Below are 18,296 nucleotides of genomic sequence, written 5' to 3'. Positions count from 1 at the left end.
AATTAAGTTGTGAGGTAGCATGTTAAGTAAAATTGGGAAAAGAATATTTGCTAGACTAGTAGAAAAAACTTTCGCATCTAATAGTGCTTCTATGCCTACTGTTTTCCCTGTAACTATGCAAAAAATAGCTTTTCATACAACTAAACCTAACCTTGGTTTAAAAGATTTCATTTCATCAAAAAGTCGTAAACTAATGGATTCAATGATTGCAAGGGAAATTGAAGAACAAGCAGCTGAGCAAACTATTGATTATCTATTATGTAAAAAAGGGGAAGTAGTACAATTTGAAAAGCTCTTTAAATTAACTCGAACAAGGGATTCCTCAATTTCACTTATTTTAAAAGCTTCTGTTAATAAAAGATATGATGTTTTATGGTTGATGTTAAAACATGATATGATTGACCCACGTATTGAAAGATATTCTATTACAACTATATTTAAAAATATTAGTAACTTAGATATGAACGATTCATATTTTAAGAATTTTTTAAATGAGTTATTAATAAAAAGCAGAGTCAATAATGATATTGAAATTCTTGCTGCTATTACTCAGATAACACTTAATAAACGCCATTATGAATTATTAGATTATCTGTTTAATAATTCTTCTAAAGAATTATTAAAGGAAGTTATAAATTTTAGAGTAGATGGTAGGAGTGTAGGGCATTTGATTAATCACGGTCAAGAAGCTTTAAAGCCTGAATATGTTGAAGATTTTTTAAAATTAGGATTAGATTCTGCTATTGTGGATAAGCAAGGAATGTCTGTTTTACATGAATTAGTGTATTATGTAAGTAAGCAGCAAGTTAATAATGATAAAGCTTATAATATATTAACATTAGCTTTTAAAAATCTATCTGTAGAAAAATTTAATAAAATTGCTCATACAGATTTTAATTTCAAAATTAATAGTATGCCTAGAATTTTATATTGGAGATATATAGAAAATTATACTTTAAACGAGTGTACAAAAGGTAATGGTGAAATTCCTAAATATATTATACCAGGATATATACGTAATCTAGTTGATAAATTAATCAGTGAAATGACTAATAAAAAAGAATTTAGTAAGTCAAAACGTAGTAAATTAGATGATCAAGCTAATAACAAGAATATTAAGCATGATCTTCCAATTGGGTGCTAAAAGTTTTTCAATTAAAATTTATTGTTTTTCTAATTTTCAGGAGTTTCTATGCTAAGTAATCTTTTTAAGCAAGCTACGAAAAAAGTATTTGATTCGAAATTTATTAAGCCTTCCACTAGTGTTTTCTTTGAAAGAAAACACCCTTTACAAGCTAATTTGCATGTTTCCGCGACTGCAAAAGATAAACACATAGATGAATTACTTAATAGGTCTATTAAAATTGACCAACAAAAAGTTACTACTTCTTTTAATAGAGAAAATAGTGCTGAATATGTTAAAAGAATTTGTGAATCTATTATCAATGGAAAGCTTTCACCTGAGCCAGAAACCCTAAAAACTATTATTAGATTTGGTACTAAAGAACATTTGCAGCATTTAAAAAACTTACGTAGGCTTTCCTTTAATGTAAGTGATACTAGTTTTTCTCTTTTAGCTTATGCTCTTAGCTTTGAAGCTTATGACAAAGCGTGGTGGTTAGTGAAAAATGAAGTAAAGTTTTGCGAAAAAACATGGGTTCAGTTAGAAAAAATAGAAAAAATTGATGATTTTGCTAAAAGTAATCATTTTTATGAATTTCTTCAAGAAGCTGCAGATCAGTTTTTTGAGCTTCAAGATAAAAGTAACTTGAATCGACTAGTAAGGGTTGCAATTAGGAATTCTAATCATAAGTTAATTAATTATATTTGTGAGAATGAATATATTAGCGCTCAAGAATATCAAGCTCTTATAAATGCTAGAACTGATCTGCATCCTAAGGAAAAATATAGAACTAAAGAGGTGCAATTTAGAGAAATTGTACAAGCTCCTTTAACAATTGAGGAAGACCATAGGCATAAAAGCTATAACCCGATATGTCAGGTTGCTCATTTAGAAAAATAGATTTACTCAAGTAATTGATAATAAAAAACCCCACTTAGAGTGGGGTTTTTTATTATTCTTAAAAGAATAACTATTAAGCTGTAATATTTGACCAAGGAATTGGGTTGCCTTCTTCATCAGTCATAACATTTCCGCTTTCATCTTCAGCAGCCATAAAGCTTCCTGATTCACTTACGAATCTTACAGGTTTCACTTTTTTGCCATTATAAAAAATATCTTTTGCTTTTTCCCTTGTTGTCGGGTCGTTTTTACTAGCTGTTTTTGCTTTTCCCATTACAGTTCCCCTAAATTGGTATAAATTTTGCCTATATAATGTAAAAAAAAGCTCAAAAGGTCAAGTAAAATTATTATTTATTATATCTCAACGACTTATATAGGAGTGTCTGTAATTGGCATACCTTATGCTTATAATGACTATGTATATAATAAAAATAATTAAATATTTATAACTTATTGATTTTTTATAAAGTTTTAAATGAAGGAGTTTATATGACCCTAAACGTTCTTCAAAAGCGAGAGATCCATAAAGCGCTTGTAAGTGATATAAGCTTAGAGCAGGCTAAAAATAAAGAGGATATTATTTTAGCAATTAAACAGTTTGTAAATAACATTCTTAATATTAAGCGTAATCCAAATTTTTTAACTGCTAAAATAATTCTACAGCCTCAGGTTTTTATTACAGCTCCTGTAAATAACATTATAGAGCTTAGAAAAGAAATAATTGAATATATTGATCAGGTAATTAATGAGGTAATAAATAAACTTGATATACACATTAACGAAATAGGTTGGGAAAAAAATGGAGTTACTCAAGTAATTGAATCTTTAAATATCTTTAACAAAAAGCTAACTAGAAAAATTGAAAGTTTAGAAGAACAAAAATCTTACAGAGAAGAAATAGCGATAAGGCTCGTTTCCAAACAAAAATGGCAAAAAATTGTGCCAGAAATTAAAGAACTAATTTTACACAATATCAGTAATTTTGAAACCTTAATATTTGACTGTAATTTTCCTATAAGATATTTTTATGCATTAGAAAATAAAGATAAACTTCATCTTTTACTTTTAAAAGCATATAAAGTTAAAATCCTAATAAATAAATGTGGTGTTTCACCAGCTTTCTTAATCGAACGACATAGTAAAGAAGAAATGAGATTTTTAATTGATCATTCCTTTGATGTTACTTTACTTATTGATTGCGGTATTGAATTTGAATATATCTTTAATAAATCAGAAAAAGAATATGTAAATTATTTAATTAGCAAATCAATTGCTATAGAAACACTTTTAAAAGATTGTAAAATTTCAAAAGACTTCATATTTAATTTTAAAAATAAAGAAATTGTAGAGTTTTTAGTTCTTAATATAAACAAGGTTAAACAATTTATTCGTGAATGTGATGGAAATCCTGAATGTTTTATAAAAAATATTGATTCAATTTGTATGAAGCCTCTAAATGATAAAGTGTTAAACATGTTGTGGTATGAAGGTGAAATGGATTTTGAGATTACTCAGAAAACTAAAATTCAATAATATAAGTTAAAATAAAGATTTTCTGATTATTTAAATAAAGTGTTGATATAATTCAAATCACTTAATAATATATTAATATAGATTAATAAAATATATTATTTATTCGGGACGCTTCTAATGATTGATGTAAGGAAATGCAGTTATATTTTAATTATTTTTCTATTAATATTTATTAATGCTAACTCAAGTCCATCAGCAATATTTCATTTTAGTAATGACTCTTCTTTCAAACAAATTCAACAAGATGAGATTACAGTAAGAAACTTAATTTATGCTATGCTAAAGCGAGCAGGTTACACATATAGTAAAAATAATTATAAAGTAATATTTAAGCAACGTGGAATAAGCGCAATTATAACTACTAATAAAGGCAAAAAATTTATTAAGTTAGTTGAAAAAGAAGCAGGAAAAAATGAATTTTTTAATGGCAGTAGAGCAAGTCATTATCTACCAGTTATTCAGTCGGAAGCTTTAGTATTGTCTGATGATATATCGTTATTAGTACAGCCATATATTGAGGAAATTAAAAAAGATAAAGGTGTATTAATTGACGTAATAGCTGAGATTGAAAATAATGAAAATAAAAAAGAATCTTATTATCCGCTTTTTAAAAAAATATTTGAACAAATGTATGGTTTAACCACTAAAACACTACATTATAAAATAGCTAAAGCTAAGAATGATGAATTTTATTTTCACAGGGTTCAAACACAAAAGCTCGATAATGTAGAAGGTAGATTAGAAAGCTTTTACACCATGAGTAAGGTTAAATTAGATAATGAAATTATTAATTGGCATAAATTAGTAAAAAAGAAATGGGTTATTGACGGAGTCGCTTATAAAGAAACTTTAGAGGACCTGATATTAAAAGCACATAATAACCTAAATCCAGCTAATAAAAGATTGATTGCATTATCTCATGGCGATTGGCATGAAATGAATATTATTACTGATATTTTAGATAATAATAAGTTAAATTTTTATTATATAGATCTGGAAACATTTGGAGAAAATAGCATTTTAGGAGATTCAGTTATTTATTTAGTATATAATAGCATTTTAGCTGATTATATTAATCCAAAATATTATTCCAATTATTTAAATAAAAGAAATAAAGCAATTAATTTTGCTATGAAAACTTTTAGTAATAAAGAAATCCATCCAGCGGTTATAGTTAGCGAAAAATATGTTTATATGGATAATGTAAACAAATTTGGAACAAATAAAGTAAGAAAGGAAATAGCCAATTTACATATAAAACTATATTTGGAAAAAGTGATAAAATTAGCAGAAGCAAAATATGGTTTAAGTATTAGAAATGAAATTGAGGAATACCTAAAGTCTTGCTTTTTATTAAGATTATTAGGTGTTTATAATTTAACTGAAATGGAACCAAATGATCAAGTTAAACTACTTGGTTTAATTTATAAAGTGATAGGAACTACAGAAAATAATAAGAATATTCCTTTTACTGAAAGGTTTTTAGATGCCATTTAAAACACTTTTACTGATTATTAATTTCCTATTATTATTAACTTTTAATGCATTTGCGCATAATAAACCATTAAATAAAAATCAAATAGTTAGTTATTTTAAAGAAAATGGGGAAAAAGAGTTTACTATAATTCCTGTAAGTACGCTTGGAGCAACTGAATGCTCTTATTTTATAGCTGAATATGCAGATGGTAAGAAAAAATTTATTAAAACCGGTGAAAAAGTTGATTTGGAAGTAAAAAATTTAAATTTATTACAGCCATTTAATTTAACTTCTATACCATTAATGTATAAAGAATCATCACATAATATATTAATTTCAGAATATTTAAATTACCCACATGCAGGAAATGATGCGGTGAATAAACTGTATAATGATTTTAATCTCAATGAATTTATAGAATTTCAGGAAAAAGTTTTTTTAGCTTTAAAGGAACTATATGACATTCAAGTTAATAACAAGAGTTCTAAAACACGAATGTTTAAAGATAGAGCAGAAGAAAGGATAAAAGATTTAATAAAGGATAATACCATACATAAATTGGGCCTTTCACTTAAGGAAATAGTGGAAACAGACATAATTTATAATCATCATAATTACATTCCTTCTATTGAAAAAATGACCAAAAATGTTATTTCAATACTAAACGATCTGCCAGAAGTTAATAATAAAAGAGTGATTCATGGAGACTTCCACCCACCTAATATAACAATGGATATTAACTATAATATTAAATTAATTGATTTATCGGATATCAAATATAATGAAGATCCTTCATGGGATTTAGGTAAATGGCTCAATTTTATAAAAAGGTTTCATTGGGTTGTAAAATTAAGAAGTGACAAATATTCTAGCAATGAAAACTATAACCATTTAAAAGAAAATATTAGGGTGAACTTTAAAGATAATAAATTTTTTGTAAGTGATTCATACGTTAAACCTAATGTGATAAAATACATAAATGATAAAGCAATTGAAAAATTTGCTGAAATTACAAAAGAAGACAAATATTTAATTGAAATTAGAAGTGCTGCTGCCGAATATATTGTAAATCTTTCCACATTAAAAAGACATTTACATCATTATCCAGAAACATTTGAAATCGTTTTATATTGTGTTATTGATAGTTATTTAAATTTTATTGAAAAATGGAATGAATATAAAAAACAAACTAATAGAAAATATTTCAATAGATGAGTTAAAATCCTATCTATTAGAAAAGGGTTTTAAGCCAAATAATCGTATCATATTTTCTTTAGATTGTGATAGAACAATAGTTAATAGAGCTATATCTTCACATTTTGTTAGTGATGAAGTTATTACTGTACTATCTAAATTAAAATTTAACCCAAGCATCATTACCGTTATTAATACAGGTAGAGATATTACAAGTTATAACCCATTAGAAAATATGTTAGGAGAGCTTCCAGGTATATATTTATCTGGTAGGGTTATTAAATATAATAATAATATTGAGGTAATTAACGAAGGTATAATTGAAGAGAGTTTAAAAAATAAGCTTTGGGAACTGTTTTCAAATAATATTATACCTTTTTTAGATATAAAACATAAAAATGGTGCTATTTATTTCGCTTACAAAAATAGAAATTTAGAACAATACTTAGGCCATCACCGACCTTTAGATTGGTTTGATTTAGTTAAGAAAAATATTATTTATGCAGACGAAAATGAAGAAGCTTATAAATTATATAATGATTTAGTTATATTAAGAGCGGAAATTCCTTTTATTGAAGATTATGTTAATAATACATTTAATATAACTAAAGAAAAAAATTTCTTAAGCGCTAAAGATGCATTATATAAACTTTTAAATTTACCACAAGAATATCCGTTACATTTTTCAATGCTTACTTCACCTAAAACTAGGACATTAGATAATATTGTAACTATAAAATTATTATTTAATAATCATTATGTAAATAAAGGTCTAGGGTTAAAGATATTTGCAGAGGAATTAGGGGTTAATGGTGAAAATATATTTTCTTTTGGAGATAGTGCAGATTTATCTACTAACGATTGTTCAATAAAAGATTATTTACCAGGTGCGCATTTATTTATTACTGAAGATGGAGATGAAGCGGCTAAGTCAGTAGCTGATTATATAATATCTTCAGTAATAAATAATGGTGTGCCAAAAGCAATTGAAAAAATTTTAAGAGCAATTAGTTAAAATATTATGGCTGAAATATTTACAATTACAATTGAAAAACAAGGATATAAAGGAGATGGTATAGGATTATATCGTAACAAAAAAGTTATAGTCCCTTTTGCAGTAATTGGAGATGTATTAGAAGTAAAGTTACTCAAGGAAAATAGTAAAATAATTGAAGCTGAAATTATAAATATTCTTTGTTCAAGTAAAGATAGAGTTTCACCGCCTTGTAAATATTTTACTATATGTGGTGGGTGCGATATGCAGCATTTAAGCCCTGAACTTTATCAAAAAACTAAAGTTAATCAAGTTAAAGAAGTTATAAGAAGGGCTGGATTTAATGATACTAATATAAAATTTATTCCGGTTACAGAAAAGTCTCGGAGGAAAGCTAGGTTTCATGTTAAAGATGGAGAAATAGGATTTTATCGTAAAAATAGTCACAATATTATATCTATTGAAAGCTGTGAAGTTTTACACGATAGAATTATTGAAAAATTAAAAAAACTACGAGAAATAAAATTTAATTCTAATAATGATGTTGAAATAGTTTTAACTGAAAATGATCATATTGAAATAGGAAAATATTTAGTAAAATATAATGACTATTTTCTACAATCCTCCTTTGATACGAATCAAATTGTTGCAAATTTAATAAAGGAATCGCTTAATAAATCTAATAAATTACTCGATTTATTTTCAGGAGTTGGAGCTTATAGTTTATTGCTTCACGACTACGTACATTCTATTCTGGCTATTGAAGGCGATGAGAAAGTAGAATCTTCTATTAATGAAGTAATTTTAAATTATAATATTAATAACATTACTTTTAATTTAAGGGATATTTTTAAGCATCCTCTTACCTGTAATGAGCTAAATAATTATGACACTATAATTATTAATCCACCTAAAAATGGTGCAGAACCACAATTTAAAGAAATTTCAAATTCTAATGTTAAATTTATACATATAATTTCTTGCAATCCTGTGACCTTAGAAAGGGATTTAAAATATTTATATAAAGCAGGATTTAGGTTAAAAAAAACTTGCATTATTGATCAATTTAAATGGTCACATCATGCTGAAGTCTATATTTACTTAGAAAAATAATAAATTTTTACTTATTTTTTTTAAAAAGCTTTTAATTTCTCGTAATTTTTATTAAAATATAATTAACTATATATTAGTATTATAAATCATTAATTACTAATCAATAATAATTTAATAGAGTTGATAACCTTTTTAATTGAGGAGGTAGTGATGAGTAAAGCTACAAAGAAGAATAGTTTTTCGTTAATTCCCCAAAATTTAGATGAAGCAATTAAATTTGCAGAAATTATTTCAAAAAGTACAGTTATACCTAAACCTTATCAAGGTCGACCTGGAGATATTTTAGTAGCAGTTCAAATGGGAACTGACCTCGGGTTAAAACCAGTACAAGCATTACAATATATTGCTGTTATTAATGGTCGTCCATGTGTTTGGGGCGATGCTTTAATGGCAATTGTACAAGCGCATCCTGCATTTGAAGATATTCAGGAATTTATAAAAGATGGTGTAGCTACCTGTACCATTAAAAGAAAAGGTCAAACGCCACATACAGTAACTTTTTCAATTGATGATGCAAAAAAAGCAGGATTATGGGGTAAACCGGGACCGTGGTCTACATATCCAAATAGAATGCTGCAAATGAGAGCACGAGGTTTTGCAATTCGAGATAAATTTGCGGACGCTTTAGGAGGAGTTATAACTGCAGAAGAGGCACAAGATTATCCTAAAATAAGTAATGTAGTAAATGAGCAAGATAACGTTAAACCTGAATTGTTAGAAGCAAATAGCGGAAAAGATGAATTAGTTGAAAAACTTCTTCAATTATCTCTTAACCAGAAAATAGAAGAGGGAGTGAGAAGAATGTGTGGAAGGCTAGGTATAACTAGTATTATGGAAATGACAGAAGAGCAATTAGAAAAAGCATTACATTGGGCTGAAGAAAAACAGGATGAAGAGTAATTTTTAGAAAAGGATAGAGGGATGGATTCTAAAACTAGTACACAACCTCGTATAATAATTATTGGGGCAGGATTTGCAGGTCTGACAGCAGCGCATGAACTTAAAAAGAATAAAAATATTGAAATTACTTTAATTGATAAAAATAATTATCATACTTTTCAACCATTTTTATATCAGGTTGCTTCAGCTGATCTTGCACCCTCTGATATTGCTATACCAATAAGATCTGAATTTAAAGGATATGAAAATGTACATGTCATTATGGGAGAGGTTACAAGAGTTGATAAAGAAAATAGAGAAATTTGTTTAAAGGACGGAAAGATAATCAATTATGATTATCTTATAATTGCAACAGGAAGTGAGGTTAATTATTTTAACCATCCTGAATGGAGCAAATATGTAGTAAGTTTAAAAACAATTAATGATGCTCTTTTAATAAGAACAAAAGTCCTTGAAGCTTTTGAAAAAGCAGAAATTGATAAAAAGAATTTTGTTACATTTACTATAATAGGTGGTGGTCCCACAGGAGTTGAACTAGCAGGTTCATTATATGAATTAATTAAACAGACTCTGAAAGACGAATTTAATTATGTTAATCCTAATGATAGTAAAATTATCTTAATTGAAGCATCTGAAAAACTTCTTTCCTCTTTTAATAAGAAACTATCCGATTTCACAGTTGATTCGTTAGAAAGAAAAGGAATTACATTGAAATTAGGTATAAGGGTAAAAGATTTAACCAAGAATTTAGTTATTCTTGAAAATGGAGAAATTATTGACACCCAATTAATTATCTGGGCGGCAGGGGTTAAAGCAAGCTTAAGTAAAGACATTTTAGGAAATGATGTTGAATTTAGTCATGGAAATAAGATTAAGGTAGAACCTAATTTTTCTCTTGAAAATTATCCAAATATTTTTGTTATTGGAGATTCAGCAGAATATTTAGATAAAAAAGGGGAATCTTTACCGGGACTTGCTGCCGTTGCAAGCCAAGAAGGTAAATTTATTTCTAAAGTTATATTTGCTAAAATAAATAATAAAGATGCTCCAAAAAAGTTTATATATAATAATAGGGGAAATTTAGCTATTATAGGAAGATATTCTGCTATATATGAGTTTGGTAAGATTAAGCTTAAAGGTTGGTTAGCTTGGTTGATATGGGATGTTGTTCATATATATTTTTTAATAGGGTTTCGTAATCGTATTATCGTTTTTATTAAATGGATATGGAATTATATTACTCATAGACGAAGTGAGCGTTTAATAATTAAGTAGTATTATGGAAAAGTTTTGTTTAAATTTTGAAAATAAGTATGCAAGCTTGCCGTCAGATTTTTATACTAAAATGCTCCCTGAAAAAGTCTCTAAAAAACCTTTTTTAGTTCATGCAAATAAAGAAGCAGCAAAATTAATTGACCTCGATCCAGCTACTTTCCTAGATAAAAATTTTGTTGAATATTTTGCAGGAAATAAGCAATTACAGGGAAGTGAAAATCTTGCAATGGTATATGCGGGGCATCAATTTGGTTACTATGTTCCTAAGTTAGGAGATGGAAGAGCAATTTTACTTGGGCAAGTTAGAAATAAAAATGGTGAATTAGTAGATATACAATTAAAAGGTTCTGGTAAAACCCCTTATTCACGTTTTGCAGATGGTAGAGCGGTTATGCGTTCATCAATTAGAGAATACTTGTGTAGTGAAGCTATGTTTGGTTTAAGCATACCTACAACTCGAGCTCTATGTGTAATTGGAACAAATGAACCGGTAATGCGCGAAGGGCTTGAGCCAGGAGCGATTGTTACCCGTATTTCGACAGGTTCAAATATTCGTTTTGGTCATTTTGAATATTTTTATTATTCAGGTAAACCAGAAGCTTTAAAACAATTAATCGATCATGTTATCACAGAATATTTTCACATTTCTCCTAATGGTAATTATTATATCGATTGGTTTAAAGAAGTGGTAAGCCGAACAGCAAAATTGATAGCCAATTGGCAAGCTGTAGGATTTCAGCATGGTGTAATGAACACTGATAATATGTCAATTACAGGGCTTACAATTGATTATGGACCTTTCGGGTTTATGGAAGAATATGATGAGAATTGGATAGCTAATCATTCAGATCATTCTGGAAGATATGCCTTTAACCAACAACCCTCAATCGGAATGTGGAACTTATATGCTTTAGCTTACTCACTTCAAGATATTATCCCCATTGAAGAAACTAATGAAATAATAAAGGGATATAAAACAATTTTAGGTGAGACTTATAGTAATTTAATGTTAAAAAAAATAGGTTTAGTAGAAAAAGAATTTAAAGATAACAATCTATGGGTTGAATTATTAGAAATAATGCAAGAATCAAAAGCAGATTATACTTTAACGTTTAGAAAGTTATCAGATGTTAATGAAAAAAATGATAATAATTTTTGGCTTAATATATTGGATAATTCCGAAAAAGCAAAAGAATGGTTAAGTAAATATTTTGCAAAGTTAAAAGTATTAAATCAAAATAATGAAGAAAGAAAATTAAGAATGAATAAAATAAATCCTAAATATGTTTTTAGAAACTGGATAGCTGAAACTGCTATTAGAGCAGCCGAAGATAATTGTAATTATTCAATTATAGATAATTTAATTAATATTTTACAAAACCCATTTGATGAACATGAGGAGTTTAATCATTTTGCATCTCAAGCACCAAGCCATTTAAGAAATTTATGGGTTTCTTGTTCTTCATAAAGTTTTAGGTTATTTAATGTTAGTTAAAACAGAAGAAGATAAGTTTGATTGGGTAAATGGTGAAAGGGTAATTAACTTTAAGCTACTACCTTCACGTAGAAAAACTTATTCTATATCAATTTGTTCTAAAAGTTCTATAACTATCAAAGTTCCAAAAAGATTTAATCAAACTGAAGTCGTATCTTTAATTAATAAGTATGAGGCTTGGATTTTTAAAAAGTTAAAAGAAAATAGTTTTAAAATTAAAACCCCAATTTTGCCAATTAATTTTCAAAATGGGGAAGTATTTCTTTTATTAGGTAAAGAATGTAATTTAAAGCTTAATTCAAGTGTTAGAAATAGTGTTAGGTTTGAAAATTCTAACCTTTATATTGATTACGTTGGTTTTTATAATAAGGAAAAAATTATAAAGTTATTTTCTAATTGGTATGAAAATTTTCTAACTACTGTTTTCAATGAATTAATTGTAAAGGCGTTACAAACTTTTGTATTGCCACCTAAAATTCAAATTTCTCTTAAGACAAGACTTATGAAAGCTAGATGGGGCAGTATGTCAAAAAAAGGTGAAATGACATTAAATAGAAGATTGATTCATACCCATTTTGAATGTATCGAATATGTTATTATGCATGAGTTATGTCATACATATCATTTTAACCATAGCCCTAAATTTTATGCTTTGTTAAAATTTTATATACCTGATTGGAAAGCAAAGAAAGAGAAATTGAAATTATATACTTAAGGCTTTTTGAACACGCTTTCTTAACTCAGGAATTAATTCCTTTTCAAACCATGTATGTTTATTAAGCCAACCGGTATTACGCCAGCTTGGATGGGGTAATACAATATATTTTGGTAAATATTCACGCCAATAGTGAAGTGTTTCAGTCATTGTTGCTTTAGCTTTATTGCCTAAATAATATTTTTGTGAATATCCGCCAACTAGTAAAGTAAGTTCAATGTTTGGCATTAAATCAAAAAGTAGCTTGTGCCAAAGTTTTGCATGTTGAATATTAGGTGCTTTATCATAACCATATTTATCAGGTCCAGGATAGCAAAAACCCATAGGAACTATTGCAACCAGGTTTTTATCATAAAATTGTTCTCTTGAAATATTTAACCAAGATCTAAGTCTATTCCCTGAGGCGTCATTAAAAGGAAGCCCTGAAACTTGCGCTCTTACACCTGGCGCCTGTCCTATAATTAATAATTTTGCGCTTGTACTTATTTGTAATATAGGATAAGAGCCTTTAGGTGCTAAAGGATCATTTTCTACATATGTGGCTATTTGTTCTTTTAATTCTTCTAATTTCATTTCGTAACCTTCATCAGGGTTAGACAATAAATAGAAAGCTAACTAAAGTTAGTTTTTTGGAAATAAGTTTCCAAGCCCTGATCTCATTAATTTTTTAGGGTCAAAGTTTTTAAATTGCTTCATCATTTTTTGCATTTGCTCAAAATTATTTAGAAGTTTATTAACTTCTTGAATAGTTCTGCCAGAACCTTGAGCGATTCTTTTGCGACGAGAGCCATTAATGATTTTAGGGTCACGTCTTTCTTGTTTGGTCATAGATGAAATGATAGCTAATTGATGATCGAATACTTTTTCGTTTACATTCATTTCATTTACTTTTTCTTTAATTTGCTTCATGCCAGGAAGAAGATTTAAAATTGTACCCATTCCTCCCATTTTCTTCATGTTTTTAATTTGAGAAGCTAAATCATTCATATCAAAATGACCTTGCATTACTTTTTTAGCAACTTTTTCTGCTTCTTTCTCATTAATTTGCGAAGCAGCGCGCTCAACAAGCGAAACGATATCACCCATACCTAAAATACGAGAGGTTATTCTATCTGGATGGAATGTTTCAAATTCATCAATCTTTTCGCCTACACCCATAAATTTTATAGGGCTTCCTGCAACCATACGCATACTGAGTGCAGCTCCTCCACGAGCGTCACCATCCATTCTAGTAAGGATAATTCCTGTAACGCCAACTTGCTCATTAAATTCCTTAGCAATATTAACAGCATCCTGACCTGTCATACTATCTGCTACTAAAAGCGTTTCTACTGGAGTAGTGATCGCTTTAACTTCTTTTAATTCATCAATTAATTCTTGATCTGTATGAAGTCTGCCAGCACTATCTAGAATTAATACATCATAAGATTCTTCTTTAGCAATTTTTAAAGCTCGTTTGGTAATTTCAATTGGTTTTTGATCACTAATAATAGGAGTGCATGCTACATCGATTTTTTTACTTAAAATTTGCAATTGCTCCTGAGCTGCAGGACGATAGGTATCAATTGAAGCTAAAAGAACTTTCTTACGTTCATTTTTAAGTTTAAGGGCAAGTTTTGCAGTTGTGGTTGTTTTACCAGCGCCTTGTAAACCTACCATTAAAATTACTGCAGGTGGAGTGGTATTTAAATTTAAATCTTGTTTTTCAGAACCTAAAACTTCAACAATAAGATCGTTTAAAATTTTGATAATCATTTGAGCAGGAGAAACGGTCGCAATTACGTTTGCACCTAAAGCCTTTTCTTTTAATTTTTCTATTATTTCTTTAATAACAGGTAAGGCAACATCTGCCTCAAGCATAGCTATTCTTATTTCTCTAGCTGCTTGGTTAAAATCATCTTCAGAAATCTTTCCCTTTCTGGTAATTTTATCAAAGATTTTACTTAAACTGCTACTTAAACTATCAAACACTAGAAGCTCCGTTCAATTTAGAAAATTTGGCCTTATAATAAGGGAAAACTACAGCAAAAACAAGTTATAAGTACGTATAGGAAGTTAAATGTAATTATTTAGAGCAGTGGCAAGTTTTACAGTAGCTTGATTAAATTCACCATTTGCCTGAGTAGGGTTGAAGTGAAGCTGAAACGCATAAATTGCCATTTTTAATTCTAAATCAAATTCATTGTTGAGATTATTAACTTTATAACCTACATGTTTTAAAAGCTCTTTAAGTCTATAAATTTCAGAGTCTTTATGACCTAATCTATATAAAATTTCAAAGTCAGTACTAGTAAATTTTAAATTAGTCCAAAGCCCTATTCCTGTTTCTGCTAATTTTTCCCAAGGGAAAAATTTACCAGGATCTAGTTTTCTCCCAATAGCTATATCACTATGACCAATAATATTTTGATCTTTTATTAATGGAAACAACTGTTTTAAATGAAGACATAAAGCTATTACTGAATTAACTTGAGCATTTGTAAAAGGAGCGTTGCCATTATTTACTATTTCTATTCCTATAGAATTTTCATTTAAATTATCTTTGCCACGCCAGAAACTCATGCCTGCATGGAAAGCTTTTTTGTTTGGGTCAACTAAATTAAAGATTTTACCATCTTCTCGAATTAAATAATGACTACTTACTTTAAATTCAGGTTGAGTTAGTAGACTTAAACTTTTCTCAAAGTTCGTGACTGTATAATGAAGAATAATTGTATCAATTTGATCATTATTTCGGTTACTAAAATTTTGAGAAGGATAGCTATGGTCGATATCAACATGCATAAAATTTATTTTACAAATAATGTTAATAAGTTATTATTATTGTTATAAGTTTTTCAAAAGGAGAATAACATGGTAAAGTTATTTAAACAAGTAAATACCGCTGACTTGCAGAAGCTTATATTCCTTATTTTAGCTCTTCAATGCAGTTTTCAATACAATATATTTTAACTTTAAGTCATAATTGATGAGGGAGTTAATTCTTTCTTTAAATATTTCATTAAACAATTTCTATTAATCGAAATATTTTGATTTTTATTTATAAAGAAATGTTTATTTAAAAAGTATTCAGAAATTTTTAAAGTAGAATAAACTTCTTCTAAATTATAATCTCCTTTTCCTAATAACCATTTAGGTAATTTAAATAATCTATCAGAATATTCTTTACCCGCTTCAAGTGAAATGGCAGCGCCAGTTTTTGGAGAAATATATTCTAAATTTTCACATTTTTCTGTAGCACCGCATTTAGAAAGATCTAAACCAAATCCTGATTCTGAAAGCGCTAAAAGTTCAAATTTTGAATAAGTTTGTAACCAAGTTTGATCATGTGTGATTTCTTCTAATAATTTAGATAGAGCGACATAAAATACAACATTTTGCTCGCCTTCATTTATAATATGATCAACTATAGCACAAGCAGATGTAATTGCATAAAGTTTAGCTTGGTTATCTAACACTAAAAGTGCAAAAGGTTTGATTAATTCAACGGATGCAAATCCATATTTGCTATTTTCTTTAAATGAGTAATTAACACTAACTAAACTTCCAATTTCATAACTTGCCATGTTTTTACGACTAGCATTTGTATAAGCAAGTAATTTACCGTTTTCTTTTGTTAAAAGACTTAGTAAATATTTGCTCTCACCAAATTTTTTTCTGGTTAAAATTAGAGCCTTGTCATTAATTTGCATGGAAGTAAATAAATGTTAATAATGAATTGTTATTATATGGTAATATAAATTGCTTTTAAATTAAATACATTATTTAAAATCAAATTACACTTGGAGTAATAAAGCCATTAATTTGTGAATTCCAAAGATTTGCATATAATCCATTTTTAGCTAATAATTCTTCGTGATTTGCATCTTCTATTATTTTACCTTTATCAAATACTAAAATTCTATCCATATTAAGAAGGGTTGAAAGACGATGGGCAATGACTATTGTTGTTTTATCTTTCATTAAATAAGCTAAGCTATCTTGTATAGTTTTTTCAGTTAAACTATCTAAACTTGAAGTAGCTTCATCCAATATTAGAATTGGAGCATTTTTAAGTATCGCTCTTGCAATTGCAATTCTTTGCCTTTGACCACCTGAAAGTTTAATCCCTCTTTCTCCTACAAGGGAAGCATATCCTTGTTCTGTTTCAATAATAAATTCATGCGCATTAGCAAGTTTTGCAGCTTCAATGACTTCATCATCACTTGCACTTAATTTACCATACCTGATATTATCCATTAAACTTCTATGAAAGAGTAAAGGATCTTGAGGTATAAAAGAAATGTTTTGACGTAAAGAATCTTGAGTAATTTTACTTATATTTTGACTATCAATAAGAATTTGACCTTTATTAATATCAAATAACCTTATAATCAAATTAATAAATGTAGATTTTCCACTACCTGAATAACCAACTAACCCTACTTTAGAACCTGGATTAATTTTTACAGATAAATCTTCAAATAGCCAATCATCTTGAAGATACTTAAAATGAACATTTTTAAATTCTATTTCGCCTTTAGTAACAACTAACTTTGTAGCATTTGTTGCATCTTTAATGTCATGTTCTTTGGATATAAGGGTTAATGCTTGATTACATGTTCCCACTTCTTCAGTTAAATCGCTTATGGCTTCTACAAGTGTCCAAGTGTTATCACTTAAATTTAAAGAAATAATAATAATTAAGGATATATCTCCTATACTTATTTGCTTATTAATATATAAAGTGGAAATAAAATAAATTACAAGTCCGATAAAAATATTATTTATTAAGCCTTTAATTAGGGAAGTTTTTATTTCAAACTTTCTTAAATTAACATCAGCTTGTCTGGTTTTGTTTAATTGCTTATTTAAGTAATTTATTTCAAATAGTTTGTTAGCAAAATATCTTACATTTGCTATATTAGTTATTAAATCAACATTTCTTCCAAAAGTTTTACTTTTTTCTTTAGCAAAAATTTTAGAATAATTTTCTATATATTTCATTAGGTAAATATTACCTAGAATAAACACTACGTTCCAAGTACTAAAAAGAATTGCAAAGGTTTTATGAGTTGTATAAGCAGCTATTATTGAAAAGATTAACATTAAAGATTTAATCAAAATTTTCGAAGTAAATATTTCAATAATTTTTGAAGTGCTTTTAGACATTTCAGAAATTTTATTTGCTATACTACCTGTAAAATTTTCTTGAAAATATTTATGGGAATGATTGACAGCGTAATCTGTTAAATGACTTATAATATTGATTCTGGTTGTTGGAATAATTTTCATTAGACAGTATTCGCATATATTGTGTGAAATATTTAAAAAGCCCCACCATACTGCAAAAAGAATTGGATATTTGAAAACTGATAAATGATTTATGCTATCATAAGTAAGATATTCAATAAAATATTTTGTAATGTACCCATCAACAGCAGGAAGTGTGCTAATTAAAATAGTTAAAGATATTAATACTAAAAAATACCATTTTATGGGTTTTAAAAAATATAAAATAAATTTATATAAAGATTTAGGTAAGGTACTCATACGCACAGCCTTAATTTTTTATTAAGCTATATTTATTTTATCCTT

General features: G+C 27.8%; 17 protein-coding genes. 11 read left to right on the top strand and 6 right to left on the bottom strand.

The features are described from left to right. Nucleotides 1-19: 19 nt before the first annotated feature. Both J0H68_04865 and J0H68_04860 read left to right on the top strand, forming a co-directional pair. Nucleotides 20-1,144: a hypothetical protein gene (locus J0H68_04865; GenBank protein ID MBN8828018.1), complete on the top strand. Its 1,125-nt coding sequence runs from the start codon at nucleotides 20-22 to the stop codon at nucleotides 1,142-1,144. A 48-nt stretch (nucleotides 1,145-1,192) separates the two neighbouring features. After that, the gene (locus J0H68_04860; protein ID MBN8828017.1) at nucleotides 1,193-2,023 is read left to right on the top strand and encodes a hypothetical protein; all 831 of its coding nucleotides are present in this window, start codon (nucleotides 1,193-1,195) and stop codon (nucleotides 2,021-2,023) included. Between the two features lie 73 nt (nucleotides 2,024-2,096). Here the strand turns inward: J0H68_04860 and J0H68_04855 are convergent, their stop codons facing one another. Further along, nucleotides 2,097-2,297 (bottom strand): hypothetical protein, encoded by a 201-nt coding sequence (locus J0H68_04855; GenBank protein MBN8828016.1) that lies wholly within the window; start codon nucleotides 2,295-2,297, stop codon nucleotides 2,097-2,099. Nucleotides 2,298-2,512: 215 nt separating this feature from the next. Between J0H68_04855 and J0H68_04850 the strand changes: the two genes are divergently transcribed. From J0H68_04850 to J0H68_04810, 9 genes are all read left to right on the top strand, one after another. Next, the gene (locus J0H68_04850) at nucleotides 2,513-3,556 is read left to right on the top strand and encodes a hypothetical protein (protein MBN8828015.1); all 1,044 of its coding nucleotides are present in this window, start codon (nucleotides 2,513-2,515) and stop codon (nucleotides 3,554-3,556) included. 117 nt (nucleotides 3,557-3,673) lie between these two features. Continuing rightward, a complete protein-coding gene (locus J0H68_04845) occupies nucleotides 3,674-5,053 on the top strand; it encodes a hypothetical protein (GenBank protein MBN8828014.1) in 1,380 nt (459 codons plus the stop codon). Next, a complete protein-coding gene (locus J0H68_04840) occupies nucleotides 5,043-6,248 on the top strand; it encodes a hypothetical protein (protein ID MBN8828013.1) in 1,206 nt (401 codons plus the stop codon). The genes J0H68_04845 and J0H68_04840 overlap by 11 nt, the downstream gene beginning before the upstream one ends. Then, nucleotides 6,205-7,242, top strand: a complete 1,038-nt coding sequence (locus J0H68_04835; protein MBN8828012.1) for an HAD hydrolase family protein — start codon at nucleotides 6,205-6,207, stop codon at nucleotides 7,240-7,242. Before J0H68_04840 ends, J0H68_04835 begins: the two co-directional genes overlap by 44 nt. A 6-nt stretch (nucleotides 7,243-7,248) precedes the next feature. Beyond that, nucleotides 7,249-8,334, top strand: coding sequence for a class I SAM-dependent RNA methyltransferase (locus tag J0H68_04830; protein ID MBN8828011.1), 1,086 nt, complete (start codon nucleotides 7,249-7,251; stop codon nucleotides 8,332-8,334). Between the two features lie 150 nt (nucleotides 8,335-8,484). Then, the gene (locus J0H68_04825) at nucleotides 8,485-9,234 is read left to right on the top strand and encodes a hypothetical protein (protein MBN8828010.1); all 750 of its coding nucleotides are present in this window, start codon (nucleotides 8,485-8,487) and stop codon (nucleotides 9,232-9,234) included. A 21-nt stretch (nucleotides 9,235-9,255) separates the two neighbouring features. Next, nucleotides 9,256-10,509, top strand: a complete 1,254-nt coding sequence (locus J0H68_04820) for an NAD(P)/FAD-dependent oxidoreductase (GenBank protein ID MBN8828009.1) — start codon at nucleotides 9,256-9,258, stop codon at nucleotides 10,507-10,509. Nucleotides 10,510-10,513: 4 nt separating this feature from the next. Continuing rightward, entirely contained in the window at nucleotides 10,514-11,977 is a 1,464-nt protein-coding gene (locus tag J0H68_04815) for a YdiU family protein (GenBank protein MBN8828008.1), read from the top strand. Nucleotides 11,978-11,993: 16 nt separating this feature from the next. Then, nucleotides 11,994-12,719 carry a M48 family metallopeptidase gene (locus tag J0H68_04810; protein MBN8828007.1) on the top strand — a complete coding sequence of 242 codons (726 nt, stop codon included), beginning with the start codon at nucleotides 11,994-11,996 and terminating at the stop codon, nucleotides 12,717-12,719. Here J0H68_04810 and J0H68_04805 read toward each other — a convergent pair. The 5 genes from J0H68_04805 to J0H68_04785 all read right to left on the bottom strand — a co-directional run bounded on the left by J0H68_04805 (nucleotide 12,708) and on the right by J0H68_04785 (nucleotide 18,251). Next, nucleotides 12,708-13,292, bottom strand: coding sequence for a uracil-DNA glycosylase family protein (locus tag J0H68_04805; protein ID MBN8828006.1), 585 nt, complete (start codon nucleotides 13,290-13,292; stop codon nucleotides 12,708-12,710). The genes J0H68_04810 and J0H68_04805 overlap by 12 nt on opposite strands. Nucleotides 13,293-13,340: 48 nt before the next feature. After that, the gene (gene ffh, locus J0H68_04800) at nucleotides 13,341-14,690 is read right to left on the bottom strand and encodes a signal recognition particle protein (GenBank protein ID MBN8828005.1); all 1,350 of its coding nucleotides are present in this window, start codon (nucleotides 14,688-14,690) and stop codon (nucleotides 13,341-13,343) included. 84 nt (nucleotides 14,691-14,774) lie between these two features. Beyond that, nucleotides 14,775-15,503 carry an N-acetylmuramoyl-L-alanine amidase gene (locus tag J0H68_04795; GenBank protein MBN8828004.1) on the bottom strand — a complete coding sequence of 243 codons (729 nt, stop codon included), beginning with the start codon at nucleotides 15,501-15,503 and terminating at the stop codon, nucleotides 14,775-14,777. A 170-nt stretch (nucleotides 15,504-15,673) separates the two neighbouring features. Beyond that, a complete protein-coding gene (gene recO / locus J0H68_04790; protein ID MBN8828003.1) occupies nucleotides 15,674-16,411 on the bottom strand; it encodes a DNA repair protein RecO in 738 nt (245 codons plus the stop codon). Nucleotides 16,412-16,490: 79 nt separating this feature from the next. Next, complete coding sequence (locus tag J0H68_04785; protein ID MBN8828002.1) at nucleotides 16,491-18,251, bottom strand: ABC transporter ATP-binding protein; 1,761 nt, start codon at nucleotides 18,249-18,251, stop codon at nucleotides 16,491-16,493. Nucleotides 18,252-18,296: the final 45 nt, after the last annotated feature.

The sequence above is a fragment of the Sphingobacteriia bacterium genome, assembly GCA_017304685.1.
Taxonomy (GTDB): Bacteria; Pseudomonadota; Alphaproteobacteria; order Rickettsiales; family 33-17; genus JAFKLR01.
Note: the sequence above shows the minus strand (reverse complement) of the source record. Positions and strands in the feature narration are given on the sequence as shown.

Bases quoted from the DNA above. Each gene is read 5' to 3' on its own strand.
- J0H68_04830 (MBN8828011.1), top strand. From the start codon at position 7,249: ATGGCTGAAATATTTACAATTACAATTGAAAAACAAGGATATAAAGGA.
- J0H68_04810 (MBN8828007.1), top strand. From the start codon at position 11,994: ATGTTAGTTAAAACAGAAGAAGATAAGTTTGATTGGGTAAATGGTGAA.
- J0H68_04795 (MBN8828004.1), bottom strand. From the start codon at position 15,503: ATGCATGTTGATATCGACCATAGCTATCCTTCTCAAAATTTTAGTAAC.
- J0H68_04805 (MBN8828006.1), bottom strand. From the start codon at position 13,292: ATGAAATTAGAAGAATTAAAAGAACAAATAGCCACATATGTAGAAAAT.
- J0H68_04845 (MBN8828014.1), top strand. From the start codon at position 3,674: ATGATTGATGTAAGGAAATGCAGTTATATTTTAATTATTTTTCTATTA.
- J0H68_04785 (MBN8828002.1), bottom strand. From the start codon at position 18,251: ATGAGTACCTTACCTAAATCTTTATATAAATTTATTTTATATTTTTTA.
- recO (MBN8828003.1), bottom strand. From the start codon at position 16,411: ATGCAAATTAATGACAAGGCTCTAATTTTAACCAGAAAAAAATTTGGT.
- J0H68_04815 (MBN8828008.1), top strand. From the start codon at position 10,514: ATGGAAAAGTTTTGTTTAAATTTTGAAAATAAGTATGCAAGCTTGCCG.
- J0H68_04820 (MBN8828009.1), top strand. From the start codon at position 9,256: ATGGATTCTAAAACTAGTACACAACCTCGTATAATAATTATTGGGGCA.
- J0H68_04825 (MBN8828010.1), top strand. From the start codon at position 8,485: ATGAGTAAAGCTACAAAGAAGAATAGTTTTTCGTTAATTCCCCAAAAT.
- J0H68_04835 (MBN8828012.1), top strand. From the start codon at position 6,205: ATGAATATAAAAAACAAACTAATAGAAAATATTTCAATAGATGAGTTA.
- J0H68_04850 (MBN8828015.1), top strand. From the start codon at position 2,513: ATGACCCTAAACGTTCTTCAAAAGCGAGAGATCCATAAAGCGCTTGTA.
- J0H68_04860 (MBN8828017.1), top strand. From the start codon at position 1,193: ATGCTAAGTAATCTTTTTAAGCAAGCTACGAAAAAAGTATTTGATTCG.
- J0H68_04840 (MBN8828013.1), top strand. From the start codon at position 5,043: ATGCCATTTAAAACACTTTTACTGATTATTAATTTCCTATTATTATTA.
- J0H68_04855 (MBN8828016.1), bottom strand. From the start codon at position 2,297: ATGGGAAAAGCAAAAACAGCTAGTAAAAACGACCCGACAACAAGGGAA.
- J0H68_04865 (MBN8828018.1), top strand. From the start codon at position 20: ATGTTAAGTAAAATTGGGAAAAGAATATTTGCTAGACTAGTAGAAAAA.